At 61.3% G+C, this 25,583-nt stretch carries 24 protein-coding genes; 21 read left to right on the top strand and 3 right to left on the bottom strand.

Annotated elements, in window-relative coordinates; all coding sequences use genetic code 11:
• Window positions 1–64: 64 nt before the first annotated feature.
• The gene (locus tag ACO08A_RS05700) at window positions 65–916 is read right to left on the bottom strand and encodes a DUF1194 domain-containing protein (protein ID WP_422040217.1); all 852 of its coding nucleotides are present in this window, start codon (window positions 914–916) and stop codon (window positions 65–67) included.
• Window positions 917–1,465: 549 nt separating this feature from the next.
• Here ACO08A_RS05700 and ACO08A_RS05695 point away from each other — a divergent pair.
• From ACO08A_RS05695 to ACO08A_RS05600, 20 genes are all read left to right on the top strand, one after another.
• Complete coding sequence (locus ACO08A_RS05695) at window positions 1,466–2,449, top strand: sugar-binding transcriptional regulator (RefSeq protein ID WP_421981373.1); 984 nt, start codon at window positions 1,466–1,468, stop codon at window positions 2,447–2,449.
• A gap of 68 nt (window positions 2,450–2,517) precedes the next feature.
• Window positions 2,518–3,516, top strand: coding sequence for a BMP family lipoprotein (locus tag ACO08A_RS05690; protein ID WP_421981374.1), 999 nt, complete (start codon window positions 2,518–2,520; stop codon window positions 3,514–3,516).
• A gap of 90 nt (window positions 3,517–3,606) precedes the next feature.
• On the top strand, window positions 3,607–4,602 hold the full coding sequence (locus ACO08A_RS05685; protein ID WP_422040216.1) for a BMP family lipoprotein: 996 nt from the start codon (window positions 3,607–3,609) through the stop codon (window positions 4,600–4,602).
• A gap of 66 nt (window positions 4,603–4,668) precedes the next feature.
• Window positions 4,669–6,219: an ABC transporter ATP-binding protein gene (locus tag ACO08A_RS05680; protein ID WP_422040215.1), complete on the top strand. Its 1,551-nt coding sequence runs from the start codon at window positions 4,669–4,671 to the stop codon at window positions 6,217–6,219.
• Entirely contained in the window at window positions 6,216–7,322 is a 1,107-nt protein-coding gene (locus ACO08A_RS05675; RefSeq protein WP_421981377.1) for an ABC transporter permease, read from the top strand. The genes ACO08A_RS05680 and ACO08A_RS05675 overlap by 4 nt, the downstream gene beginning before the upstream one ends.
• Window positions 7,323–7,324: 2 nt before the next feature.
• Window positions 7,325–8,293: an ABC transporter permease gene (locus ACO08A_RS05670; protein ID WP_422040214.1), complete on the top strand. Its 969-nt coding sequence runs from the start codon at window positions 7,325–7,327 to the stop codon at window positions 8,291–8,293.
• Window positions 8,290–8,682 carry a cytidine deaminase gene (locus ACO08A_RS05665; protein WP_422040213.1) on the top strand — a complete coding sequence of 131 codons (393 nt, stop codon included), beginning with the start codon at window positions 8,290–8,292 and terminating at the stop codon, window positions 8,680–8,682. Before ACO08A_RS05670 ends, ACO08A_RS05665 begins: the two co-directional genes overlap by 4 nt.
• 15 nt (window positions 8,683–8,697) lie before the next feature.
• Window positions 8,698–9,504 carry a purine-nucleoside phosphorylase gene (locus ACO08A_RS05660; RefSeq protein WP_422040212.1) on the top strand — a complete coding sequence of 269 codons (807 nt, stop codon included), beginning with the start codon at window positions 8,698–8,700 and terminating at the stop codon, window positions 9,502–9,504.
• On the top strand, window positions 9,504–10,280 hold the full coding sequence (gene deoC / locus ACO08A_RS05655; RefSeq protein WP_422040211.1) for a deoxyribose-phosphate aldolase: 777 nt from the start codon (window positions 9,504–9,506) through the stop codon (window positions 10,278–10,280). The genes ACO08A_RS05660 and deoC overlap by 1 nt, the downstream gene beginning before the upstream one ends.
• Before the next feature lie 24 nt (window positions 10,281–10,304).
• Window positions 10,305–11,621, top strand: a complete 1,317-nt coding sequence (gene deoA, locus ACO08A_RS05650) for a thymidine phosphorylase (RefSeq protein ID WP_422040210.1) — start codon at window positions 10,305–10,307, stop codon at window positions 11,619–11,621.
• A 76-nt stretch (window positions 11,622–11,697) separates the two neighbouring features.
• On the top strand, window positions 11,698–12,918 hold the full coding sequence (locus tag ACO08A_RS05645; protein WP_422040209.1) for a phosphopentomutase: 1,221 nt from the start codon (window positions 11,698–11,700) through the stop codon (window positions 12,916–12,918).
• A gap of 64 nt (window positions 12,919–12,982) precedes the next feature.
• Window positions 12,983–13,978 (top strand): adenosine deaminase, encoded by a 996-nt coding sequence (locus ACO08A_RS05640; protein ID WP_422040208.1) that lies wholly within the window; start codon window positions 12,983–12,985, stop codon window positions 13,976–13,978.
• Between the two features lie 15 nt (window positions 13,979–13,993).
• On the top strand, window positions 13,994–15,235 hold the full coding sequence (locus ACO08A_RS05635) for a DUF1688 family protein (RefSeq protein WP_422040207.1): 1,242 nt from the start codon (window positions 13,994–13,996) through the stop codon (window positions 15,233–15,235).
• Between the two features lie 417 nt (window positions 15,236–15,652).
• Window positions 15,653–16,498 (top strand): DUF2306 domain-containing protein, encoded by an 846-nt coding sequence (locus tag ACO08A_RS05630; RefSeq protein WP_422040206.1) that lies wholly within the window; start codon window positions 15,653–15,655, stop codon window positions 16,496–16,498.
• A 287-nt stretch (window positions 16,499–16,785) separates the two neighbouring features.
• Window positions 16,786–17,415: a uracil phosphoribosyltransferase gene (gene upp, locus ACO08A_RS05625; protein ID WP_319385794.1), complete on the top strand. Its 630-nt coding sequence runs from the start codon at window positions 16,786–16,788 to the stop codon at window positions 17,413–17,415.
• A 15-nt stretch (window positions 17,416–17,430) separates the two neighbouring features.
• Window positions 17,431–18,330, top strand: coding sequence for a ribokinase (locus ACO08A_RS05620; protein ID WP_422040205.1), 900 nt, complete (start codon window positions 17,431–17,433; stop codon window positions 18,328–18,330).
• Window positions 18,331–18,399: 69 nt separating this feature from the next.
• Window positions 18,400–18,912, top strand: a complete 513-nt coding sequence (locus ACO08A_RS05615) for a retropepsin-like aspartic protease family protein (RefSeq protein WP_422040204.1) — start codon at window positions 18,400–18,402, stop codon at window positions 18,910–18,912.
• A 61-nt stretch (window positions 18,913–18,973) separates the two neighbouring features.
• Window positions 18,974–20,473, top strand: coding sequence for a phosphomannomutase/phosphoglucomutase (locus ACO08A_RS05610; protein ID WP_422040203.1), 1,500 nt, complete (start codon window positions 18,974–18,976; stop codon window positions 20,471–20,473).
• Window positions 20,474–20,538: 65 nt separating this feature from the next.
• Window positions 20,539–21,537: an aldose epimerase family protein gene (locus ACO08A_RS05605; protein WP_422040202.1), complete on the top strand. Its 999-nt coding sequence runs from the start codon at window positions 20,539–20,541 to the stop codon at window positions 21,535–21,537.
• A gap of 67 nt (window positions 21,538–21,604) precedes the next feature.
• Window positions 21,605–22,633, top strand: a complete 1,029-nt coding sequence (locus tag ACO08A_RS05600) for a histone deacetylase family protein (protein ID WP_422040201.1) — start codon at window positions 21,605–21,607, stop codon at window positions 22,631–22,633.
• Between the two features lie 107 nt (window positions 22,634–22,740).
• Here the strand turns inward: ACO08A_RS05600 and ACO08A_RS05595 are convergent, their stop codons facing one another.
• Window positions 22,741–23,373, bottom strand: coding sequence for an HAD family hydrolase (locus ACO08A_RS05595; protein WP_422040200.1), 633 nt, complete (start codon window positions 23,371–23,373; stop codon window positions 22,741–22,743).
• A 119-nt stretch (window positions 23,374–23,492) separates the two neighbouring features.
• Here ACO08A_RS05595 and ACO08A_RS05590 point away from each other — a divergent pair, with 119 nt between their 5' ends.
• The gene (locus ACO08A_RS05590) at window positions 23,493–24,392 is read left to right on the top strand and encodes a phosphate/phosphite/phosphonate ABC transporter substrate-binding protein (RefSeq protein ID WP_422040199.1); all 900 of its coding nucleotides are present in this window, start codon (window positions 23,493–23,495) and stop codon (window positions 24,390–24,392) included.
• Window positions 24,393–24,418: 26 nt separating this feature from the next.
• On the opposite strand, the gene ACO08A_RS05585 is transcribed toward ACO08A_RS05590, so the two are convergent.
• Complete coding sequence (locus tag ACO08A_RS05585; RefSeq protein ID WP_422040198.1) at window positions 24,419–25,582, bottom strand: acetate/propionate family kinase; 1,164 nt, start codon at window positions 25,580–25,582, stop codon at window positions 24,419–24,421.
• Window position 25,583 lies beyond the last annotated feature (1 nt).

Genomic DNA, 25,583 nt, shown 5'->3' with positions numbered 1-25,583 from the left:
CCGCGCCCTCCACGGAGCGCGGCAGTCGATAGGGAGAAGACGTGGCTGGTCTGGGGTGCGGACCCTAGTCGAACAGGTTGCACCGGACCGGTTCACGCGCTGAAACGCGGCGGAAATAGGGGTCGGGTTCTTTCAGATGCAGCCCGGCGATTTCCAGGACGAGCTTCATGCGAATGGCATCGGCGAACCCTTCCTTCGACCGGACGGGGATCGCGAACGAGCCGGGGCCGCCGATCACGCAGTCTTCGTAATAGTGATCGAGGTTCAGCATGGCCTGCCAGGAGTTCTTGTTCGTTTTCATCATCAGCGGCAACCCGTTGATCGTTACGCCGGCGGCAACCATGCGGTCGCGCATTTCCGTCACGGAGCCACCCTGGTTGTTCGGGCCGTCCCCGGAAATGTCAATGACGCGGCGCAGCCCCATATACTGGTTGGTCTGGACCAGTTCGACGGATTTTTCGAGCGCCGACACGATTGACGTCCGCTGCACCTGCCTGAGGGGCGCTTCGGCGATCTTGGACGCGAAATGCGAGGCGGTTGCCGCATCCTTCACGACGGTCCAGTCGGCGACGATGAAATGTTCATCGACACCGCCCCATTCCATGTAGGTCACGGCGACGCGGCCGATCGGTCCGACCTGGATGGCATCGATGAATTCGCGCGAGGTCAGCGCGGCGACATAGCCCGCCCGCTGGATTTCCTGTTCTTCGGTGTCCATGGATTGTGAGATGTCGACCGCGAGCACGAGTTCCACGTCGACCTCGTTGGCCGGATCGTACGAGAGATTTGCGGTCGAAGGCATCGCCGGCCGGAGGTCCCGGGCTTCGGCGGGAAGGATGAGCAGCATGGCCGCTGCTGGAAGGGACAGCACTTTCGCTACTGTCAGTGCACAGTCTTTTATTTTGTCGAGACGCATTGTTTTCTCCTTATTCCGGCCTTTCGACCGCGGTGCCACGTCTCCCCAGTGTTATTTTGTTGTTCTGTTACTCGTCTTTACAGTCCTTGTGATTCTTGCGAATGCGTGCGAATCGCCTTGGGTTTGTTTCAGGATTTACTTAGCAAGCTACGTGCCAAATCTAGCTGAAATCAAATTAACTGGCAAAATCAAATGTGCACGGAGTGCGTATCTTCCACAGATAGGAACTTTCTGCCGGATTGCTAGGCAGATTTTGCCGGGTGCTGTCACGTTTCCGGCATCAGGCGGCAAAAACTGCCGGGCCGGATTTTTTGGTCTAAGCTGCATGAATGCCCTGAAATGAAGCATTCTGCTTAAAATTCGGGAGCTTTTTTGGTTGACGAACCCAAGTGCACTGGTCATGATCTGAATAAATTCTCACTTGGTGAAGAATTTTTCGGTGCGATCTGAAAATCGCACCGGAAGAAAACAAGGGCCCGTTGAAAGGGCCGGATTCGTTGGCGGGTTCGGAGCATCTTTGATCCGGCCGTGGGAAGGTGTCGACGTAACATGCAGGCGCACGAAGACGACTGGACATCATATATGGCCATCCGGGCGGCATGGCTGTCTTTCGTGGGCGGCCGCACCCAGGGCGAGATCGCGTCTCAGCTGGGCGTCTCGCCGGCCAAGGTGCATCGGCTGATCGCGCATGCGCAGAAAGCAGGTTACGTAAAGTTTCAGGTCGACGGCAGACCGATGGAATGCCTGCAGCTGGAAAAGGAACTCACGCGTTTCTTCGATCTCACCAACTGCATCATCGCGCCCGATCTTGGCGGCGGAGATGATGAAGGGGTTCTGCGCGCCGTCGCCGTTTCGGCATCACAGTTCCTGACCGGATTGCTGTCCGGCCCGAGCGTCAAGCGTCTCGGTGTAGGCATGGGCCGCACCATGAAGGCCTCCGTCGAGGCCCTGCCCAAGACAGCGCGCCAGGATCTGGAAATCATGTCCATCTGCGGCTCGCTGACGCGCACATTGGCAGCGAACCCCTATGATATCGTGCAGAAGATGCAGGAACGCACGGGCGGGATCGGCTACTATCTGCCCGTACCGTATTTTGCCGAAAATCCCGACGAAAAGGCCATGTTCCTGACCCAGCGCAGCGTCCAGGACCTGATGGCGCGTGCGCGCCAGTCCGATGCCTTCCTGATCGGCATCGGGTCGGTCGAGAACGAGGGGCACCTGGTCCAGCGCGGCATGATTTCAAAGCAGGAACAGGAACAATTGATGTCATGCGGCGCCGTCTGTGATTTGATGGGCCGCTTTTTGACGATTGAAGGAAAACTGGCTCCCAATTCGCTCGGCGATTGCGCCGTGGGTCTGCACTTCGACGAAGTGCGCGGGCGCCGCGTCATTGCGCTGGTGGGTGGGCTGAGCAAGGTGGATGCAACCCTTGCCGCACTGCGCACCGGTGTCATTACCGACCTTGTCACGGACGAGACCCTCGCGAGGGCTCTGAGTGCGAAGGCCGGATTGCAACTGGCACAGTCCGCATGAAGCGGCTGGGTCACGAGGGGAAACGGGTCTGACAAAAAGCAGGCCCCCGCATGTCGGAGGACATAAACGTGAAGAAGCTTCTAACCATCGGCACGGCGCTTGCCGGACTGGCCTTTACCGTCGCGACCGCAGCGGCTGAAACCAAGCCGGCCGTGCTTTACGATCTCGGCGGACGGTTCGACAAGTCGTTCAACGAGGCAGCCTACACCGGTGCTGAGAAATTCAAGCAGGACTACGGCATCGAGTACCGCGATTTCGAGATCCAGAACGACAGCCAGCGCGAACAGGCGCTGCGCAACTTTGCCAAGCGCGGCATGAACCCGATCGTCGCCATCGGCTTCTCGCAGGCCAACGCGGTCGAGAAGGTCGCCGCGGAATTCCCGGACACGCAATTCGCGATTGTCGACATGGTCGTCGACCTGCCCAACGTCCGCTCCATTCTCTTCAAGGAGCACGAAGGCTCCTACATCGTCGGTCTTCTGGCCGCCATGGCCTCCGAGACCGGCAAGGTCGGTTTTGTCGGCGGCATGGACATCCCGCTGATCAGCAAGTTCGCCTGCGGCTACAAGCAGGGTGTGGCAGCCGCCAATCCGGATGCCGAGGTGTTCGAGAACATGACCGGTACGACCGGTGCGGCCTGGAACGACCCGGTCAAGGGCGGTGAACTGGCCAAGTCGCAGTTCGACCGCGGTGCCGACGTGGTCTATCACGCAGCCGGCGGCACCGGCATCGGTGTTCTTCAGGCGGCAGCTGATGCCGGCAAGCTGGGCATCGGCGTCGACAGCAACCAGAACGGACTGCACCCCGGCTCCGTTCTGACCTCCATGCTGAAGCGAGTCGACATTGCCGTTTACCAGGCGTTCGAAGACGCGGAAAACGACAGCTGGTCCTCCGGCTTCGAAGTCCTCGGCCTCAAGGAAGGCGGCGTCGACTGGGCGCTGGACGACAACAATGCGGAACTCGTGAACGACGAGATGAAAGCCGCCGTCGAGCAGGCGAGCCAGCAGATCATCTCCGGCGAAATCGTCGTCCACGACTACATGTCCGACGAATCCTGCCCGAACTGAGGGTTCTCGAAAACTCAGCCTCCGCGCCCAGGGGCGCGGAGGCATCCACCTGATATCACCTGCCGCCCAAACGTTCTGCCGGGGGATCGGATGATCAGCTTGAAATCTGGACTGTTCACAGCGGCCCTGGCCGCGGCATTCACCGCGTCGGCTGCCTTCGCGGATCCCGCGATCGTCTATTCCGTCGGCGGCAAGTTCGACGGCTCCTTCAACGAAAGTGCCTACACGGGCGTGCAGCGGTTTCAGGATGAAACCGGTGCGGCCGTGCGGGAGTTTGCCCTGGAACGGGATTCCCAGAGCCTGCAGGCCCTGCGGAACTTTGCCAGCCGTGGCAGCGAACCGGTGGTCGCGATCGGCTTCAACCAGGCCAACGCGCTCGGGCAGGTCGCGCCGGACTTTCCGGAGACCGATTTCGCGATCGTCGACATGGTCGTCGACCAGCCGAACGTGCGCTCCTACGTGTTCAAGGAACAGGAGGGGGCCTATATCGCGGGTCTGCTTGCGGCCATGGCGACGAAATCCGGAACCATCGGCTTTGTCGGCGGCATGGACATTCCGATCATCCAGAGGTTCCTGTGCGGCTACAAGCAGGGAGCGCAGGCCGCGAACCCGAAAGTCAGCGTCGTCTTCAACATGACCGGGGACACGCCTGCGGCCTTCACCGACCCGGTGCGCGGCGGCGAACTTGCAATCGGTCAGATCCAGCGTGGCGCCGACGTGATCATTCAGGCCGCCGGCGGAACGGGGCTTGGCGTGCTCCAGGCTGCCGCGGATGCGGATATCCTGGGGATCGGCACGGACAGCAACCAGAACGGCCTGCATCCCGGCAAGGTGCTGACCTCGATCCGCAAGCGGGTCGACAATGCGGTGTTCGACAGTTTCATATCCGCCCGGGACGGCACCTTCGCACCGGGCATCCAGGTGCTCGGTCTCGCCGAGGGCGGCATGGACTGGGTGCTGGACGAAAACAACGCGGATCTCGTTTCGGACGACATGAAAGCCGCTGCCGACAAGGCGGTCGCCGACATTTCCGCTGGCCGTATCAAGGTGCATGATGTGGTGACCGAAGGCGCGTGTCCGCTCTGATCCGCAGATGCGTCGACTGGGGGCAGGAAGAATGACAGGAAACAACCGTCGGGCCTGGGGGAAGGCATGAGCGAAACGCCGGCAATCGAGCTGCGAAAGATAAACAAGCGATTTGGCCCGGTTCACGCGAACAAGGACATCGACCTTGTCGTGAAGAAAGGGTCCATCCACGGCATCATCGGGGAAAACGGCGCAGGCAAGTCCACCCTGATGTCCATCCTTTACGGCTTCTATCACGCCGATGACGGAGACATTCTCATCGACGGTGCGAAACAGACGATCCCCGATTCCAAGGCGGCGATCGCGATGGGGATCGGCATGGTCCACCAGCACTTCATGCTGGTGGACAATTTCTCCGTCCTGGAAAATGTCGTGCTGGGTGCCGAAGACAGCCAGTTGCTCGCCGGCGGCCTGTTTCGCGCTCGCTCCGAGCTGAAGCGCCTGGAAGAAGAATACGAACTGAGGGTCGATCCCGACACGTTGATTGAAGATCTTCCCGTTGGCCTTCAGCAGCGGGTCGAGATCCTGAAGGCGCTCTACCGCAGCGCCGAGATCCTCATTCTCGATGAGCCGACAGGCGTCCTGACACCGGCCGAAGCGGACCACCTTTTCAAGATCCTCGAAGTCCTCAGGAACGAAGGCAAGACCGTTCTTCTGATCACGCACAAGCTGCGTGAAATCATGGCGATCACGGACACGGTTTCGGTCATGCGGCGCGGCGAGATGGTGGCCACGGTGGAAACCAAGGACACGTCCATGGAGCAACTCGCCGAACTGATGGTCGGCCGCTCGGTGCTGCTGCGGGTGGACAAGAAGCCTGCGGAACCGAAAGCGCCGGTGATGGAAGTGTCCAACCTCACCGTGACCGACAGCCGAGGCGTTCAGGTGGTCAAGGACGTGTCGTTTTCGGTCAGGGCCGGCGAAATCGTCGGCATTGCGGGCGTTTCCGGCAACGGCCAGTCCGAACTTCTGGAAACGCTCTCCGGCATCCGCCGCGCGACCACCGGCACCCTGAAAATCCACGGGGAAACGATCGATCTCAGCACAAGCACGCTTGATGCTGCCGACATGCGCGAAAAGAGCATGGGGCACGTTCCCGAAGACCGCCACCGGATGGGGCTGATCAACAGCTTCACCGAATACGAAAATTCCATCCTCGGATATCACCGCGATCCGGCCTATTCCAAGGGCCTTTTGATGGATCTCGGCACCATCAAGAAAAACGCGGTCGCCGAAATCGAGAAATATGACATTCGCCCGCCGAACCCGATGCTGAAAACCGCGAATTTTTCTGGTGGCAACCAGCAGAAGATCGTTCTGGCGCGCGAGATCGAGCGGGACCCGGAGGTGCTTCTGGTCGGCCAGCCGACGCGCGGTGTCGACATCGGCGCGATCGAGTTCATCCACCGGCGGCTGGTGGAACTGCGCGACGCCGAAAAGGGCGTATTGCTGGTGTCGGTCGAACTGGACGAAATCCGGGCGCTGTCCGATCGGGTCCTGGTGATGTTCGACGGCAGGATCGTCGGTGAACGCGGAGCCAATGCGGAAGAAGGTGACCTCGGCCTGCTGATGGCCGGCGTCGACAATACCCCGTCCGCGCAGGGAGGTGTGCAATGACTGCCGGTCAGCTTCCACGCTGGGTCGATCTCGGCCTCATTCCCTTCCTCAACCTGGCTGCCGCGTTTCTCGTGTCGGGCCTGGTCGTTGTCCTTATCGGCGAGAACCCGCTTGAAGCGGTGCAGATCCTCGTCTGGGGATCGCTTGGCTACGGCGAGGGCATCGGGTTCACGCTGTTCTACGCAACCAACTTCATTTTCACCGGACTGGCGGTCGCGGTCGCCTTTCATGCCGGTCTCTTCAATATCGGCGGCGAGGGCCAGGCCTATCTCGGCGGCCTGGGCGTCGCGTTTGCCTGCCTGGCGTTCGACAGCGTTGTGCCCTGGTACGTCACGTTGCCTTTTGCCGTCATCGGGTCGGCCCTGACGGGCGCAGCCTGGGCCTTCATTCCGGCCTGGCTGCAGGCAACCCGGGGCAGCCATGTCGTGATCACCACGATCATGTTCAACTTCATCGCGTCGTCGCTTATGGTCTATCTGCTCAATGGCATGCTGAAGGAACAGGGCTCGATGCAGCCGGAGACCAGAACCTTCGAAGACGGCGGCCGCCTGCCGTTCCTCAATGACATTTTCCCGTCTTTCGGATTTGGCTATGCGCCGGTCAACCTGTCGCTCTTCCTGGCGCTGGGTGCCTGTCTGCTCGTCTGGCTCCTGATCTGGCGCACGAAGCTCGGCTTCGAAATCAGGTCCTTCGGTGCCAATGCCACGGCAGCTGTCTATGCCGGCATTTCGCCGGTACGCACGATCGTCATCACGATGCTGATCTCCGGCGGCCTGGCCGGCATGATGGCGATCAACGAGATCATGGGATCCCAGCACCGTCTCCTGATCGACTTCGTGACGGGCTATGGATTCGTCGGCATTGCCGTTGCCCTGATGGGCCGCGCGCATCCGGTCGGCATCATCCTGGCAGCCATTCTCTTCGGGATGCTCTACCAGGGCGGGGCCGAGCTTTCCTTCGAAATGCCCAACATCACCCGCGACATGATCATCGTCATCCAGGGTCTCGTGATCCTGTTTGCAGGCGCTCTTGAGTACATGTTCCGGCCAGCGATCATCAAGTTGTTCACGCCTTCCCAGGCACTCAAGGCCAAGGAGGCGTAATCATGTTTGAAGATTTCATTCTGATCCTCGATTCGACCGTTCGCCTGTCCACGCCGCTTCTGCTTGCCTGCCTTGCCGGTCTCTATTCGGAACGCTCCGGCGTCGTCGACATCGGCCTGGAAGGAAAGATGCTCGGCGCGGCATTCGGGGCAGGGGCGGTGGCCTATATCACCGCCAATGCCTGGCTTGGTCTGCTCGCCGGTATCGGCGTGTCCGTATCCCTCGGACTGCTGCACGGTTTTGCGTCGATCTCCAACCGCGGCAACCAGATCGTGTCGGGCGTCGCCATCAACTTTCTGGCCGCCGGTCTGACGGCGCTGCTCGGCCAGACCTGGTTCCGCCAGGGCGGGCGCACGCCGGCCCTGCCCGAAGGCGGCCGCTTTACCGACGTTACCTGGCCGATGTCCGAGCAGCTGCGCGACGTCCCGGTGATCGGGCCGATCTATTCTGAGCTTCTGTCCGGCCACAACATCCTCGTCTACGCCGCTTTCCTTGCAGTGCCGCTGACGTGGTGGATCCTGTTCCGGACGCGTTTCGGTCTGCGCCTGCGCGCCGTTGGCGAAAACCCGGCGGCCGTTGATACCGCCGGTATTTCGGTGACCTGGCTGCGCTATCGCGCCGTGATAGCCTGCGGCATCCTGTGCGGGTTTGCCGGGGCCTATCTCTCCATCGCGCAGGGAGCCGGTTTCGGCGTCAACATGACCGCCGGCAAGGGCTTCATCGCGCTCGCTGCGCTGATCTTCGCCAAGTGGCGGCCGGCAAGCGCCATGCTGACCTGCCTCCTGTTCGGCTTCCTCGATGCCGTCGCGATCCGCATGCAGGGTCAGGAGCTTCCCGGTGTCGGCGAGATCCCGGTGCAGTTCTTCCAGGCTCTGCCCTACATTCTGACGGTTATCCTGCTGGCCGGCTTCATCGGCAAGGCGATCCCGCCGAAGGCGGCCGGTATCCCGTATCTCAAGGAGCGGTCATGAGCGATCTGGACGCGCTTTTCGATGCTGCGAAGGCAGTCCGCGAGAAGGCCTATGCCCCCTATTCGAACTTTCTCGTCGGGGCGGCCTTCAGAACGCCTGACGGGACGGTGTTTACCGGCTGCAATGTCGAGAACGCCTCCTACCCCGTCAGTGTTTGCGCCGAAGGGGGCGCGGTCAGCGCCATGATCGCCGCCGGTTACCGGGAGATCGAAGAAGCCGTGGTTGTCGGCGACGCGGCCCTTTGCACGCCTTGCGGTGTCTGCCGCCAGCGTTTCGCCGAATTCGGCACGGACAATCTCGTTGTCCATGTCGCGGACCTGAACGGCATCAAGCGCAGTTTCACGCTGGAGGAACTGCTGCCTGCCGCTTTTGAATTAGAGCAAAAATAGAAGGACTGACCCACCATGAGTGGTTACGGCCGTGAATGCGCTGACATAGTCCGTGCGGCCCGCAAGGGTTCCTACAAGATTGGCATGATCCTCGGTTCGGGCCTCGGTGCCCTTGCCGAAGAAGTCGAGGATGCTGTCCGGATACCATACGGACACCTGACGGAGTTCCCGGTGTCCACCGTGACGTCGCATTCCAGCGAACTCGTCGCCGGAACGCTCGCCGGTGTTCCGGTGGTCATCCTGTCCGGACGGGCGCACTATTACGAGAGCGGTGATCCGACGGTCATGCGCACACCGGTTGAGACCCTGAAAGAACTCGGCTGCGATATCCTGCTGGCGACCAATGCCGCCGGTTCGCTGCGGGAGGAGGTCGCCCCCGGTTCGCCAATGCTGATTTCCGATCACATCAACTGGTCCGGCAAGAACCCGTTGATCGGTGAAGAAGACGAAAAGCGCTTTCTGGATCTGAGCGCCGCCTATGACAGGGACCTGCAGGCGGCGATGAAGAAGGTTGCCGCCGAGACCGGTGATCCGATCGCGGACGGTGTCTACATGTGGTTCTCCGGGCCCTCGTTCGAAACCCCGGCAGAGATCCGCGCTGCACGGATGCTGGGCGCCGATGCGGTCGGCATGTCGACGGTGCCGGAAGTCATTGTTGCAAGGTTCCTGGGACTGCGCGTGGTCGCCATGTCGATCATCACCAACTACGGCGCCGGAATGCAGACCCACGAATTGTCCCACGACGAAACCAAGAGCGTCGCGCTGACAGGCATGGAACGCATGAAACAGCTGGTACGGGCATTCGTGAAGGAGGTCGGCTGATGAGCGACAGGATTGAAAACGCAAAACGGGCTCTCGGGCTGGTGGACCTGACCAACCTGAATGACGATTGCACGCCGGACGACATTTCGAAGCTGACGGAACGCACCGTCACCGATCATGGCTCGGTCGCCGCTGTTTGCGTCTGGCCGCGGTTCGTTGCGCAGGCCGCGAAGGAACTGACCGGGACCGGCGTGAAGGTCGCAACGGTGGTGAACTTTCCGCAAGGCGGTGTGGAGACCGGCGCCGTCGTCGCCGAAACGCTGAAAGCCATCGAGGACGGCGCCGACGAGATCGATCACGTCATGGCGTACGAGGCCTTTGTCGCGGGCCGTAAGGGCTTCGTTGAAGAGCAGATCATCAGGGTCAAGGAAGCCATTCCCGCACCGGCCATCCTGAAGGTCATCCTGGAGACGGGAGAAATCGGGGATCCGCTCCTGATCCACGCGGCGTCGAACGTTGCCATCGCAGCTGGGGCCGATTTCATCAAGACGTCCACGGGCAAGGTCAAGGTCAACGCGACTCTTGAAGCGGCGGAGATCATGCTCACCGCAATCGAGGAAGCCCGCCGCGACAACGCCGAACGGGTGATCGGCTTCAAGCCTGCCGGTGGCATCAGGACAAGCGAGGATGCCGAGGCCTATCTCGCGCTCGCCGACCGGATCCTCGGGCACAACTGGGCTTCCGCCTCCACCTTCCGTTTCGGGGCGAGCGGTCTTCTGGACGCCCTGATCGCGACGATCGAGGGCACGGAGCCGGCACCGGCCCAAGGCTACTAACGGCACCAAAAAGGATCCAACAAAATGCTGCCGCAGGAACTCATTCGGAAGAAACGCGACGGGGGCGCACTCGACGCGGAGGAAATCGCGTTTTTCGTCAAGGGTCTCGCAGACGGAACCGTCACGGAGGGGCAGGTATCCGCCCTTGCCATGGCGGTCTTCTTCAAGGGACTTACCATTGATGAGCGTGTCGCCCTCACACTTGCCATGCGCGACAGCGGCGACGTGATGAACTGGCAGGAGATCGAGGCGCCGGTCCTCGACAAGCATTCCACCGGTGGCGTCGGAGACAACGTGTCTCTGATGCTCGCGCCAGCGCTCGCCGCATGCGGCGCTGCCGTGCCGATGATATCGGGGCGCGGTCTCGGACACACCGGGGGAACGCTCGACAAGTTCGACACCATCCCCGGTTACCAGACCCAGCCGGACAATCTGCTGTTCAAGAAAGTGGTGCGCGACATCGGCTGTGCGGTGATCGGCCAGACGGGCAATCTGGCGCCGGCGGACAAGCGGTTCTACGCCATTCGCGATGTCACTGCGACGGTGGAGAGCATCGACCTGATCACCGCGTCCATTCTGTCCAAGAAACTGGCGGCCGGGCTGGAAGGTCTCGTGCTCGACGTGAAATGGGGCACCGGTGCTTTCATGGCCTCCCTGGACGAGGCACGTGCACTCGCCGAGAGCCTCGTTCTCGTTGCCAACGGAGCCGGATTGAAAACGACCGCCCTGCTGACGGACATGAACGAACCGCTCGCCTCGGCAGCCGGCAATGCGGTTGAGATGCAGAACGCGGTCGACTTCCTGAAAGGCACGTCTGTCGACAACCGCCTGTGGGACGTGACCGTTGCCCAGGGCGGTGAACTTCTGGCGACGGGCGGCATCGCGCCGACGGCGGATACCGGGGCGGAGATGATGCGCGAGGCGTTCGACAGCGGCAAGGCAGCGGAAAAATTCGGGCAGATGGTGCACGCCCTCGGTGGTCCCGCCGACTTCATCGAAAAAAGCGAACTCTATCTCGCCAAGGCGCCGGTCCAGGCACCCGTCTACGCCGACAGGGACGGGGTCGTGACGGCAATCGATGCCCGTGCCGTCGGCGTCGCGGTCGTCGCACTTGGCGGCGGACGCAGGGCCGCGGCCGACGTGATCAACCCCTCGGTCGGTCTCACCGATCTTGCGGGTATCGGCAACACCGTGGATGCGGATGCGCCGCTGGCCATCGTGCACGCGCGAACGGAAGAAGAAGCCGAGGCGGCGGCAATCGAAGTGAGAAACGCCTATTCCGTCGGATCGGCCATCGACGTTGAAGATCATCCGAGCGTGGTTGATCGCATCGCGCCCTGAGCAACTGCCGGCCGGTGCACTTGTCCCGGCCCTCCGGTTCCAACGACCGGCAAGAGAGAGAACTGAGGAGAGACCCATGCCTCGAGCATTCCTGTGTGTGCTGGACAGTTTCGGCATCGGCGGTGCGGCGGATGCTGCAGCCTTCGGTGACGCCGGATCCGACACGCTGGGTCACATAGCCGAATGCTGTGCGCGTGGCGAGGGCGACCGGGACGGACTGCGCCGCGGTCCCCTTGCCGTTCCCAACATGGATCGTCTGGGGCTGGGCGCTGCTGCGCGCCTGTCGACCGGCAAGGACGTGCCCGGGCTCGACCATGACGGCACTCCCGAAGGGATCTGGGGCTATGCCGCCGAAGTGTCGAACGGCAAGGACACGCCGTCCGGTCACTGGGAGATCGCCGGCGTACCGGTCCGCTTCGACTGGGGCTACTTTCCGAACACAATTCCGACTTTCCCGGCGGACCTTATCGATCCGATCTGTGCCGCAGCGCAGCTGGACGGTGTTCTGGGCAACAAGCATGCCTCCGGTACGGAGATCATCGCCGAACTTGGCGAGGAACATGTCAGAACGGGCAAGCCGATCTTCTATACCTCCGCCGACTCCGTCATTCAGATCGCGGCGCACGAAGACCATTTCGGCCTCGACCGGCTCTTGAAGCTGTGCGAGACGACGCGGGAGTTTGCCGACCCCTATAATATCGGCCGGGTGATTGCGCGTCCTTTTCTGGGCGACAGCGCGCAGACCTTCGAACGCACGCCCAACAGGCGCGACTATTCCGTGCTGCCGCCCGAACCGACATTGCTTGACCGCTTGAGCGAAGCGGGCCGGACCGTCATCGGTGTCGGCAAGATCTCGGACATCTTTGCGCACCAGGGCGTCGCGAAAGTGCTGAAAGGGGCAGGCAACGACCAGCTTTTCGACCGGACACTCGAGGCAATCGACATGGCGGAAGACGGTGACCTCGTCTTTTCCAATTTCATCGACTTCGATTCTCTCTACGGACACCGCAGGGATGTGCCCGGCTATGCCGCCGCGCTCGAGCATTTCGACAGGCGGCTCCCGGAGATGATTTCCCGGCTGAAAGACGGCGATCTGCTGCTGCTGACCGCCGATCACGGCTGCGATCCGACCTGGGCCGGAACGGATCACACGCGCGAACATGTTCCCGTAATCGCGACCGGACCCGGCGTGACGGGCCGGGGCATTGGTGGCAGAAAGACCTATGCGGATATCGGCGAGAGCATTGCCGATCATCTCGGAATTGCGCAAGGTCCCCACGGGTCGAGTTTTCTTTGATAGTGATCAGGGTGGCAAACCTCGCTGAAAGGTCATGCCCCGGTCTGCCGGAGATGGGTGAAACGTGAACGTTCCTAAGGCTGAATTGCATTGTCACATCGAGGGGGCGGCCCCGCCGAGCCTGGTCCGCAGGCTGGCAAGGCAGCATGATATCGACGTAAGCGAAATCATCGACGGCAAGGGAAAGTATGTCTGGTCGGACTTCACCACTTTTCTGAAGGCTTATGACGTCTCCAGTTCGGTTTTCAAGACGCCGTCCGATTACGCGCTGCTGGCGGAAACCTATTTCCGCATGCTTGCAGCCGAAGGCGCGATCTACGGTGAAATCACGATCTCGCCGGATCACGCCCAGGCTGCCGGACTGTCCTACAAATCCTATGTCGAAGGGCTGGCTGCCGGGATCGAGCGGGCCAAGACGGAAACTGCGATCGAGGGCCGCATGATCGCGATTGGCGTGCGCCATTTCGGATCGGCCTCGGTGGAGCGCGTCGCCAAGGAAGTGATCGCGACCCCGCATCCGCTGGTGACCGGTTTCGGTCTTGCCGGAGACGAACGCTCCGGTCATCCCGCCAACTTTTCCAGGGCCTTCCGCATGGCGGCTGAGGCCGGGCTTGGGACGACCGCGCATGCCGGTGAATTCGGCGGGCCGGACAGCGTTATCGCAGCTCTTGAGTTTCTGCGGGTCAAGCGCATCGGGCACGGTGTCAGAGCGATCGAAGACAAGGAGCTGGTCAAGAGACTTGCCGACGAGGAGATCGTCCTCGAGGTGTGTCCGGGCTCCAATGTCGCGCTTGGTGTTTATTCCCATTTGCGCTTTCACCCGGTGAACATCCTGCGCAGGGAAGGGGTGAAGATCACCCTGAATTCAGATGACCCGCCATTCTTCGGAACGACGCTCGGCAAGGAATACAGCTCGGTCGCAAAAACATTCAACTGGTCGTTTGAGGATCAGATCGCGGTGACGCGGACGGCAATCGAAGCCGCTTTCTGCGATGCGGCCACCAGGAACCGGCTGCTGGTGAGGCTGGAAAGCGCAGTACAGGAAACCAGCGGCAACTGAGGGAGGTGACCCGGCATGGCGAGCGAAAGTTCGGCACTGGCCTATTTTGATCCGCGCGAAATTCGGCGCAGGTCTCAGGATCTGCTCACGCTTGCCGCGGACGGGAAACTCAGACACGTTCAGGTGGATCTGTCGCACCTTGGTGATGCGCTGCTGGTTCTGCTGGAAACCACCAAGGAAACCTATCCTGACTTTCATATCCCGCCTTACGGGGTCTGGCGCGCCTTCGAGGCCGGCGGCATCGACCGCTGGGCCGCTCTCGCGGACGCGCGCTCGTTCGAGGGTGCGGAACACATGCTTACCGCAGCCGCCGACCTGGCAATCCTCGCCGCATACATGAAGACGATGCATCCGCCGGGGTGGACGTTCGAGGATCCCATGACGGGCACGCGCGTGTCCGGCAAACATGCATCCGCGCTCGCGGCCTTCCACATGTTCGCGGCCGGATCGTTTTCCAGCGAGATGACCGATCCCTATCGCGTTGATGCCGAAACGCTCATTCGCATGGAAAAGGACGAGCTCGCATCGGGCCTGCAATGGGACCTTCAGGACGACACGGATCTGCTGGATGCCATGCAGAAACACCTCAAGCGCCTGGGCGAGGCATTGGCGTTGCGGTCCGATCTGTTTTCGGAAGGCTATTTCACGCGTCCGGGCCTTCTCGTGGTCCGGGCCGCGCGGGAGGCGGAAGGTGCCGTCAGCGCGCGCAACCTGCTGGACAGACTGCTCGAAGCGCTCGCGCCGGTCTGGCCGGGCGGGGCGGAGAGCGGTGAGATCACGCTCGGAGACAGCTTCGCGCATTCGGCGCTGAACGGCGCGGAAAACGCGAGCATCTATCCCTTCCACATGGCGGCGCAGGAAATGGTCTACGCCCTGGTCGAGCCCTATGCGTGGGCCGGTCTGGAGGTCGCGGACCTGGAGCTTCTGACGGCCCCGGCGGACGACATGCACTCCGCGCTGTTTGTCTTCTCGGGTGTGTTGAAGATCAAGGATGGTCCGGAATCCCCGACCGAGGACAGCGTGCGCGACAGGATGGTCGAGATCCGCGGCGTGACCACCGCGCTGACCGACAGGCTCGCGGACCTTTTGAGGACGGAACTCGAGGTGCCGGAAGATCAATTGCCCCTGACCTGCATTCTGGAAGGGGGAACGAGCCGCGCCGGGGAACGCGCCTTGCAGCAATCCGAAGGCGAATTGGAAAAACTCGGGCGTTTTCTCAATCCCGGCGGTGTTTTCTGGTTGCCGTTCGGGGCCTAGGGTACGGACCCATAAATGAAGTCAATTTGGTTTGGATCGTTTTGACCAACTGCGAGGAGCGAAAGTGCAGGAAATGTGGTTCATTTTCAAGCCTTTCGCGACGTGGCAGATGGCCAAAACGGCCAAATCCGAAGGACGGCAAAATGGCTTCACCTCGCAACGTCACCGCGCTTGACCGGGCATAAAGCCCGCTCTGCGCACGCTTCCTTGCGAGATTTTGCCATTTCTGCCGCCAAATCGGCTTCATTTATGGGTCCGTACCCTGGGATCCGGCATTTTCTTCTCTTCATTGCAAGCGTCGGAAACGTTGCATTTGTGGAGTGTCCCGCATCACAGGTAAGCAGCCTCTTTAACGCACAGATTGTCCTTGGGGACGGCAAATTGTTTGCCGCGCTGAACACCGATGAGGACATTCTGATGCGACCAGCGCCAATCGATTACGCCAACGACTGTGCAGTCATGTTGCGAAACGTGGCGGGCCGGCAAAACGCAATGCGGGTCACGGCGGCTCTTTTGCTGCTCTTCTGCCTGGTCTTTGCGGCCTTCATGGCCTGGAAGATGATCTTTTACGTCGCGTGGCAACTGGGTGCGCCTGTCCGGGACAGTTTTCCCCTCGTCTATGGAACGGTCATGTTCCTCAAGATGGCTGCAGCGCATCCGAAATTGCCGTTCTTTGCGCACGGAATTGCGGGCACGTTCGCCATGGTCAGCGGCGCTGTCCAGTTCCTCCTGATACTGCGCGGTACCAAGTCACGCTGGCACATGGTTCTTGGAAAAACCTACGTGGTGTCGTCGGTGATCGCATCCACGACTGCGGTTCCGCTGGCATGGACGCTTCACCATGACATGCTGGTGACCAGCATTGCCTATACGGCGGGCGCCGCCGGTTGGTGCCTCGCGACCTTCATGGCTGTTCACGCGATCGTATCCGGTGATCTGGAGCGGCACATTGCCTGGATCATCCGCAGCTACGCCTGTCTTGCGATGGTCGTGACGGCGCGCCTTCTGCTGGCATCAGGCGCGATTGCCGGATCGGCAGACTGGAGTTTTGAAGCCATAACAATCCAGTACGCCGTCACGATCGTCGCGACATTTTTCATAAATTGGGGTGTGGGCGAGTGGATCGTCGCAAGGGTGAGGGACCAGCGGGGAAAGACGTCCACGCAGACGGAAGCGTCTCCGCCGGCAGCGCGGTACGCACCGAACGCGGCTTCGACCATCCGGACAAGACACTTTTCGCGGCAACCCTACCCGGCGATCTGAGGATGGTGCCCGGATATGCCGCCGCGAGCGCTGCGGCTTTTTCACAGCCCGGGCGCTGAGTTCTTATTGCTGCTTTTAGTATTTTCTTTCCGCGTGCTACCAAGGTAAGAACACCCTTACAGGGGTAGCTGCTCAATCTGCGATCCGATACCCGACAAAGCCTCCGACGAGGCCGCTATCGATGGTCGCAGGCGGCTGCCAAAAGCAATAACAACGCCGGAAAGCCATTTGACATCAGTCTCTTGAGTTTGCAAATGGCCGCAATGTGTTACGAAAGGTCTGCTTCTATGTCCGGAGCCAACGTCATCAGCCATCCGCTGGTTCAGCACAAACTTTCCATCATGCGCAACAAGGCAACATCGACGCAGGGTTTCCGGCGTCTGCTGCGCGAGATCTCCACACTGCTGTGCTATGAGGTCACCCGCGATCTGCCGCTGGTCCGCCAGACCATCGAGACGCCGCTTGCCGAAATGCAGGCACCGACGCTTGCGGGCAAGAAACTCGTCTTCGCCTCGGTCCTGCGCGCAGGCAACGGTTTGCTGGAAGGCATGCTTGAACTGGTCCCCTCTGCGCGCGTCGCACATGTCGGCCTCTACCGCGACCCGGAGACCCTTCAGCCGGTCGAATACTACTTCAAGGCACCGGAAGACCTGAACGAGCGCCTGGTGATCGTTGTCGACCCGATGCTGGCCACCGCGAATTCCGCCATTGCCGCGGTTCAAAAACTGAAGGAACGCGGTGCCAACAACATCCGCTTCCTGTGCCTTCTCGGCGCGCCGGAAGGTGTCGCGAAATTCAACGAGATGCACCCGGACGTGCCGATCTACACCGCGGCGATCGACGAGAAGCTGAATGAAAAAGGCTATATCGTTCCCGGTCTCGGTGATGCTGGCGACCGGATGTACGGCACCAAGTAACCCGGCGGGCCGGTCATGATCACGGTCTTTGGCTCCATCAATCTGGATCTTGTCGTCGCCGTTCAGGAACTGCCGAGGGCGGGGCAGACAGTGAGCGGGCCGGATCATCAGACCTTCCCGGGAGGCAAGGGCGCGAACCAGGCGCTCGCGGCGCGCCGCGCCGGGGCGTCGGTCCGCATGGTCGGCGCGGTCGGTCAGGATGCCTTCGGACCGCTCGCCCTGACCAATATGCGCGACGCCGGCGTAGATCTGTCGGCGGTCCGCTCCTTGCCCGGCGCGTCGGGCCTTGCCTTCATCGGGATCGACGCCAGGGGCGAAAACCAGATCATCGTCGCCAGCGGCGCCAATGCCCGCGTTGACGCCGACTGGCTCGACGGCTGTCTTTCCGATGCCGATACGCTGCTCCTGCAGGGAGAAGTGCCTTTCGGCCAGATGACGCGGGCAATCGGGCGTGCCCGCGAGACCGGCGCCGCCGTATTCTGGAACCCGGCACCGGTGCCGCGGGAAGACATCGTTTCGAGCCTCGATGCCGTCGACACGCTGGTCGTCAACGAGAGCGAGGCGCAGGACATCGCCGCGCGCGCAGGCCTGGCTGCGGATCTCGATGCCTTTATCGGACACTTTGCGACAGGCACCCGCCGGGTCGTCGTGACCTTGGGTGCGAAAGGGGTGAAGGCGGGCGTTGCCGGGGACCGTTTCGAGGTTGCCTCTCCGGTACTCAGGGTCGTCGACACGACCGGCGCGGGCGATGCATTTTGCGGGGCGCTGGCCGCTGCACTGGATGCGGTAACACCCATCGGGCGTGCCTTAAAGGAAGGCGTCGCCGCCGGAGCATTGGCCTGCATGGCGACGGGTGCGCAGTCGAGCGCGCCGCGCCGCGAGGACATTCGCCGCCTCGCAGATCAAATCGTCTGAATTGGCTTTACTGGCCGCTAAGGAAACCGTGGTAAGCCGGGTGTCCGTTGGAAAGACCCGGGTAACCCCATGCTGCGATACCTTGTCATTCTGCTGTTGCTCGTCGGATTGGCACCTGTGGTGCCGAGCCTCGTCGAGGCGCGGCTTGGAGCAGCCGACCGGACAGAGCGCGCCGAACGGGAGCGCGGGGACGAGGAGGAGAGCTCCGGCCCGAGACGGCACCGGATTTCCGTTGACCGCCGGGGACATTATGTCGCCGATGCGTACCTGAACGGGCGCGGCGTGGACATGCTTGTCGACACCGGTGCGACCCTGACGGCTCTGCCCGCCTCGGTTGCCAGTGACATCGGGATCTTCCTGTCCGCCTCCGACTACAAGCATCCGATCGGTACGGCAAACGGCACGGTCTACGGTGCGCGCGCCGAAATCGACAAGATCAGGATCGGTGCCATCCGGTTCCGGAATGTCGAGGCAATCGTTCTGAAAGACGACAGCCTGGGCGTGCCGCTGCTCGGCATGTCCGCTCTCGGCCAGCTGAAGCGGTTCGACATTTCCAGTGGTACACTCGTGCTAGTCCAGTGATTCTGACCCGGAGCCGGCATGCGGGTCCCGACCCTATCCTTCAATCCAATGCGAGGAACCGATGTTTCCCAAACCCCTCCCGAGCCTGACGCCGAACACGCTTGAATATGAAAGCCTGCCGATGGTGAAGCCGACGGGCTTTCGCGAGTACGATGCGCGCTGGCTCTTCGAAAAAGAGATAAATCTCATGGGGATGCAGGCCCTGGGGATGGGAATCGGCACACTTATTCACGAACGCGGCGTGCGTCCCGACATCGTTGTCGGTCACGATTTCCGCGGCTATTCCGCGTCGATCAAGATGGCCGTCATCAACGGTCTCCTGGCGGCGGGCGTCAATGTGCATGATATCGGTCTGGCCTTGTCGCCGATGGCCTATTTCGGACAGTTTGCATTGGATCTGCCTGCGGTCGCCATGATCACCGCCTCGCATAACGACAACGGCTGGACGGGCGTCAAGATGGGCATCGACCGGCCGATGACATTCGGGCCCGAAGAAATGGGGCGGCTGAAGGAAATCGTTCTGGAGGCCGCTTTCGAACTCAAGGGCGGCGGCAGCTACCGCTTCGTTGACGGCTTTGCCGACATTTATGCCAGGGAACTCACGGACCGGCCGAAACTCAAGCGGCCGATCAAGGTCGTGGCAGCCTGCGGCAACGGTACGGCGGGTGCGTTCGCGCCGAAGATCCTGGAAGCGCTTGGCGCAGAGGTCATTCCGCTGGATGCAGAGCTCGATCACACGTTCCCGCGCTATAACCCCAATCCGGAGGACATGCATATGTTGCACGCGCTTCGGGACAAGGTTCTGGAAGTGGGTGCGGAAGTCGGACTGGGCTTCGACGGAGATGGAGACCGCTGCGGCGTCGTCGACAACGAGGGCGAGGAGATTTTCGCCGACAAGGTCGGTGTCATGCTGGCACGGGACATTTCAGCGATTCATCCCGGCAGCCAGTTTGTCGTTGACGTGAAATCGACCGGTCTTTTCAACACCGACCCTGTGTTGCAGGCCAACGGCGCGAAGACGGACTATTTCAAGACGGGGCACTCCTACATCAAGCGCCGCGTCAACGAACTGGACGCAATTGTCGGGTTTGAAAAGTCCGGTCACTATTTCTTCAATGCGCCGATCGGGCGCGGTTATGACGACGGTCTGGTGTCTGCAATCGCGATCCTGGACATGCTGGACAGGAACCCGTGCAAGTCGATGGCGGATCTGCGCCGGGATCTCCCCAAGACCTGGGGCTCGCCCACGATGTCGCCGAAATGCGCGGATGAGGTCAAATACGATGTCGTCGACCGGGTCATTGCGCGCTTCAAGCAGATGAAGGAAAACGGCGACACCGTCGCAGGCAGGGCGATCACGGACCTGATCACCGTGAACGGCATCCGGGTCGTGAGCGATGACGGAACCTGGGGTCTGGTGCGCGCGTCCTCCAACAAGCCGGAACTGGTGGTCGTGGTCGAGAGCCCGGTTTCCGAGGAACGTCTCCACGAAATGTTCAGGGCCGTGGATGGCATTCTGCGCGAGAACACTGAAGTCGGTGACTACAACCAGACGATTTAGGACTTGCTTTGTGTCCCGCCCGCGATCACCTTGCGGTGGGGCAGGCGGGTTTCCCGGGAGACGACATGATCACTGAATTCGGCACGTTGCCGGACGGCTCACCCGTTCGGGAAGTCACCTTGAAAAAGGGACCGCTCGAAGCCTCCGTGCTGACCTTCGGCGCGATCATCCGCGACCTGAAGGTCGATGGCCAGTCCGTCGTTCTCGGCTTTGAAGACCTGCAAAGCTACCTCGACCATTCTCCCTATTTCGGTGCGATTGCCGGACGGTGCGCCAACCGCATTGCCGGCGGCAGGATGACTGTCGACGGAACGGCGTATCAGCTTGACTGCAATGACGGTGGCCGGAACCACCTGCACGGCGGTGCTTCGGGGTTCTCCGGCAGAAACTGGCAGCTGGAACAGCATGACAAGGCGAGCGTGCTCCTGAAGCTTGTGTCGGAGGACGGCGAGATGGGGTATCCCGGACGTGTCGAGGCATTGGTGCGCTACACCCTGACCGGAGCAGGTGCGCTGCGGGTGAAGATCACAGCGACGACCGACCGGACCACGCCGGTCAACCTGACCCAGCACAGCTATTTCAATCTGGACGGCGGTGCCGATATTCTGGGTCACAGTCTTGAAATAGCGGCGGAAAACTATCTTCCGGTCGACGATGCCCTGATCCCGACGGGTGAGGTCCGGAGGGTGGAATGGACCCCGTATGACTTTCGCGACGGCCGCAGGCTGAAACGCCGATCCGGTGAGGAGAACGTCGTCTACGACCATAATTTCTGCCTGGACGGGCAACCGCGGCAGACCGTCGAGTTCGCAGCGGCCCTTGAGGACCGGGACGGCGAGCGCCGCATGGAAGTCTGGACGACGGAGCCCGGTCTGCAGCTCTATGATGCGGCGCGTCTCGATATTCCCGTTCCCGGTCTCGGGGGCAAAACCTACGGGGCGCATGCCGGGCTGTGCCTGGAGGCGCAAAGGTGGCCGGACAGCGTCAACCGGGACAACTTCACCCCCGTCCTGCTGCATCCGTCCGAGACATACACGCATGTAACGGAATTCCGTTTTTCCTGAGATGGGTTACATTGAGACTGTCTGAGGCAGACACAGAGCGAAACGGTGGCAACGGAAGGGACGGATCATGAAAACGGTTTTTTCTGACCTTCAGCTCGCCCATGCGCCGCTACAGGAAATATCCGATGGCGAATTGAAACCGGCGGTCGAAATACCCTCCCGGGCCGAGTTTGTCCTCAACGCCGTGAAGGATCGCAAACTGGGCGAGATCATTGCGCCCGAAAGTTTTGCCATGCGGTGCCTCCATCGGGTGCACGCACCGCATTACGTGTCCTTCCTTGAAAGTTTCTGGAGCAAGTGGACCGAGGCCGGACGGACCAAGGAAGCCTTTCCCTTCGTATGGCCCATTCGAAGCCTGCGCCAGGACGTGGAGATAGAACATATCGACGGATTGCTCGGCCGTTACTCGATGGATGCCGGAACACCTCTGGGGGAACACACTTTCGCGGCCGCGCGCGCGTCGGCGGAGACGTCCCTGACGGGGGCAAAGCTGCTCCTGGAAGGTGAAACCTCCGCGTTTGCGCTGTGCCGTCCGCCCGGACACCATGCGGGTTTCGACTTCTTCGGCGGCTACTGCTTTTTCAACAACGCGGCCGTTGCGGCGCAATATCTTCGTGACGGCGGCATGAACCGGATTGCCATCCTGGACGTCGATTATCACCACGGAAACGGCACGCAAGCGCTCTTTTATGACCGCCCGGATGTTCTGTTCCTGTCGATCCATGCGGACCCGAAGGTCGAATATCCCTATTTCCTCGGATTTGCCGACGAGACCGGTGAACACGCCGGAACAGGCTTCACCCGCAATTGGCCCCTGCCGCACGGAACGGACTGGGAGAGCTATGTTCCCGCACTGGAAGAGGCGTGCCGCTGGCTGCTGGTCTACAAGCCCGACGCCCTGATCGTGTCGCTGGGGCTGGACTGTTTCGAGAAGGATCCGATCGCCGGGTTCAGGTTCAAGAGTGACGACTACCTTCTGCTCGGCCAACGGCTCGCCAAGGTGGGCGTGCCGACGCTGTTCATCCTGGAAGGCGGCTACGCCGTGGAAGAGCTCGGCACGAATTGCGTGAATGTCCTGGACGGTTACGCAGGCTAGTCACCTGAATCTGAAGTTCGGTTCACTTTGCAGCGGGCTTCGAACGAGCTTCAACCTCATCGCACTAGGAGACGGCCTCATTCATGGGTCGGTACGCTGGTTCGGCATCACCGCGTTTCCCCGTCGGGCAACAGGCCGAGTTGTGCGAGTTCCTCCGCGAGTGCGTCCGCTGTCCGGAAGTGGTGAGCGGCCATGCCGACGCTGCGGGCCGCGTCAACATTTGCCGCTGAATCGTCGATGAAGAAGCAGGTTTCAGGCGCAAGGGCATTGCGTTCGAACAGCACGTGGTAGATCCGTGGATCGGGTTTCAGAAGCCGTTCCTCCGCAGACACGACGATGTCGGCGAAGCTCGATTTGAGGAACGGAAACCGGTCCTGGGCTTCCGCGAATTTTTCCGACGAAAAATTGGTGATGGCGTAAAGCGGCGTGCCGCGGGACTTCAGATTGAGCAGCAGGCTTCGCACGCCCGGAACCTCACCCGGAACCATTTCGTGCCAGCGATCCGAGTAGGCGGCAATCAGATCGGCCTTGTCAGGGTGTTCGGCTGACAAGGTCTGAACGGCATCTTCCCAGGTGCGGCCAAGATCCTGCTGGAGGTTCCAGTCCGGCGTGCAGACCGTGTCAAGAAAGCGCTTTCGCTCGGGCGCATCGGGAATCAGTTTCTTATAAAGATGTTCAGGATTCCATTCGAGCAGCACATTACCTATATCGAAGACAACCGTCGTGATAGAATTGTTCATAATTCGATCCAAATTGATGGTGGTCGGGTGATCGACCATGCCGGGAATTTTTCGCAACTTACTCAAAGGTTTATGACAGGACTGTGGCCTTGCTGACCAGGTTTGTGAAAATTGTTGCAGTGATTCTTTTCACCTTCGGCTGGGTAAATGCCGCGCAGGCCGAAGCATCCGGGGACATGCCGGATCGTTTGCGTCTCGGCGTGGTCGTGGCAGCGGATGACACTGCCCGTGACCGTGTGGAACCCTTTCGGCTCGCCATGGAAGAGATTGTCGACCTGCCGGTTGACCTGTTTTTGCTCGATACGCTCGGAGATGCGATCGAGAGAATCGTGGACGGAAAAATCGACTACGTCCGCCTGTCCCCGTCCGCATATGCGGCGGCACACAGGATCTGCGACTGTGTCGAGCCGCTCGTAACCGCAGGCCCCGACGACTTTCCGGCCCGGTTCTATGCAATTCTGGTCAGCAAGCGCGGGGCCGGGAACACGTCGCTTGAAGACCTCAAGGGCACGCGTCTCGCTGTCGGCAACAAGCATGCCGTGGCCGCGTACCGGGTGCCCCTGGCCAACCTGGCCGCGGACGGGGTCAACGCCCGCGCGCATTTCCAGACCCTGGTCGAAGTCCAGAATCCGCTTGAGGGCTTGAGAGCGATCCTGGACGGACGTGTGCAGGCGTCGCTCGCGTGGTCGAGCCTGGCCGGAGAGGCCAAGAACGGGTTCACGGCCGGAACGTTGAACGACTACTACGTGTCCGGCGCAAAGGGGTTCAGCGATCTTGAAATTGTCTGGCGGTCGCCCCCCATTCCCTATTCGGCGCACGTGGTCGCCAAGAACCTGCCGGACGCGCTCAAGCGCCGCCTTCGCGCCGGCCTGATGGATCTGCGCCGCGAAGCGCCCGATGCGTATCTCGCTATCGAACCGGATCTGCCCGGAGGCTTCGAGCCGGTCGTGCACGCCGATTACAGACCCGTTCTGAGAACCTATGAAGACGACTTCGCCAAGGTCCTTGCGCGCGATTGACGGCGCGCACTGCCAAAGTCACAACGTCACATCAGCGCCTCGGTGTGTCTGCGGATCATTTCTTCCTCGTCCGTCGGAATGACCAGCACGCTGGTGCGCGAGGCGTCCGTACTGATGTCGATCCGGTTTTCGTCATTTCTGCCTTCATCGATCTCCATTCCGAGCCAGTCCTGACCGGCGCACACGCGCGAACGGATATTCGCCGCGTTCTCGCCAATGCCACCGGTGAAGACAAAAGTGTCGAGACCGCTCAGCACGGCGGACATGGCGCCGAGTTCCCGCCTGATGCGAAAGACGAAATAGTCGATCGCTTCCCTGGCGCGGGGATCGCTGCTCTGCGACAGCGTGCGCATGTCCTGGCTGATCCCGGACAGGCCCTTCAGGCCGGAGTCCTTGTAAAGCAGATCCGACACCTCGTCCGCTGACATGCCCTTGCTTGTCAGGAGATAGAGCACGACACCGGGATCAAGCTGTCCGCAGCGCGTTCCCATAGGCAGCCCGTCGAGGGCGGTGAAGCCCATGGTTGAGCCGACACTCTGTCCGTTCCGGATTGCGCACATGGAGGCTCCGTTGCCGAGATGGGCGACAACGACCCTGCCGCCGTATGCGTCCGGGTGATTTCGTTTCAGATAGTCGCAGATATACTCATAGGACATGCCGTGGAATCCATAGCGCCTGACACCTTCCTCGTAATAGGAGCGCGGCAAGGCGAACGTGTCGTTGACCCACGGATGTTTGCGATGGAACGCGGTATCGAAACAGGCGACCTGCGCGGCCTCCGGAAAGGCATCCTGCGCGGCCAGAATGCCGGCGATGTTGTGTGGTTGATGCAAGGGAGCGAGAGGCTCGAGCGCCTTGAGCTTGTCCAGAATGGACGCATCGATGCGCACCGGTTGCACATAGTCGGTTCCCCCGTGCACGACCCGGTGCCCGACCGCATCGACGTTCCGTCCCTTCATTGCGGCTTCCAGGATCGGCAGAAGGGCGATGAGGACGTCGTGGTGGTTGCGCCCGTCATGTTCGGAAAGGTCGCGGTCGATCGTCAGCGACGCGGCGTGCGAGGTGAGACTGAGATGCGGGGACGCACCAAGCCCGGACACTTGCCCGGAGAGTTCCGTTTGCGTTCCGTGATACAGGGTGAACTTGATGGACGAGGATCCTGAATTGAGGACGAGGATGACCGGGGCCATG

This window comes from Roseibium sp., from assembly GCF_965232425.1.
GTDB lineage: Bacteria > Pseudomonadota > Alphaproteobacteria > Rhizobiales > Stappiaceae > Roseibium.
The sequence above is the reverse complement of the archived record's forward strand: the minus strand, read 5'-3'. Positions and strand labels throughout refer to the sequence as shown.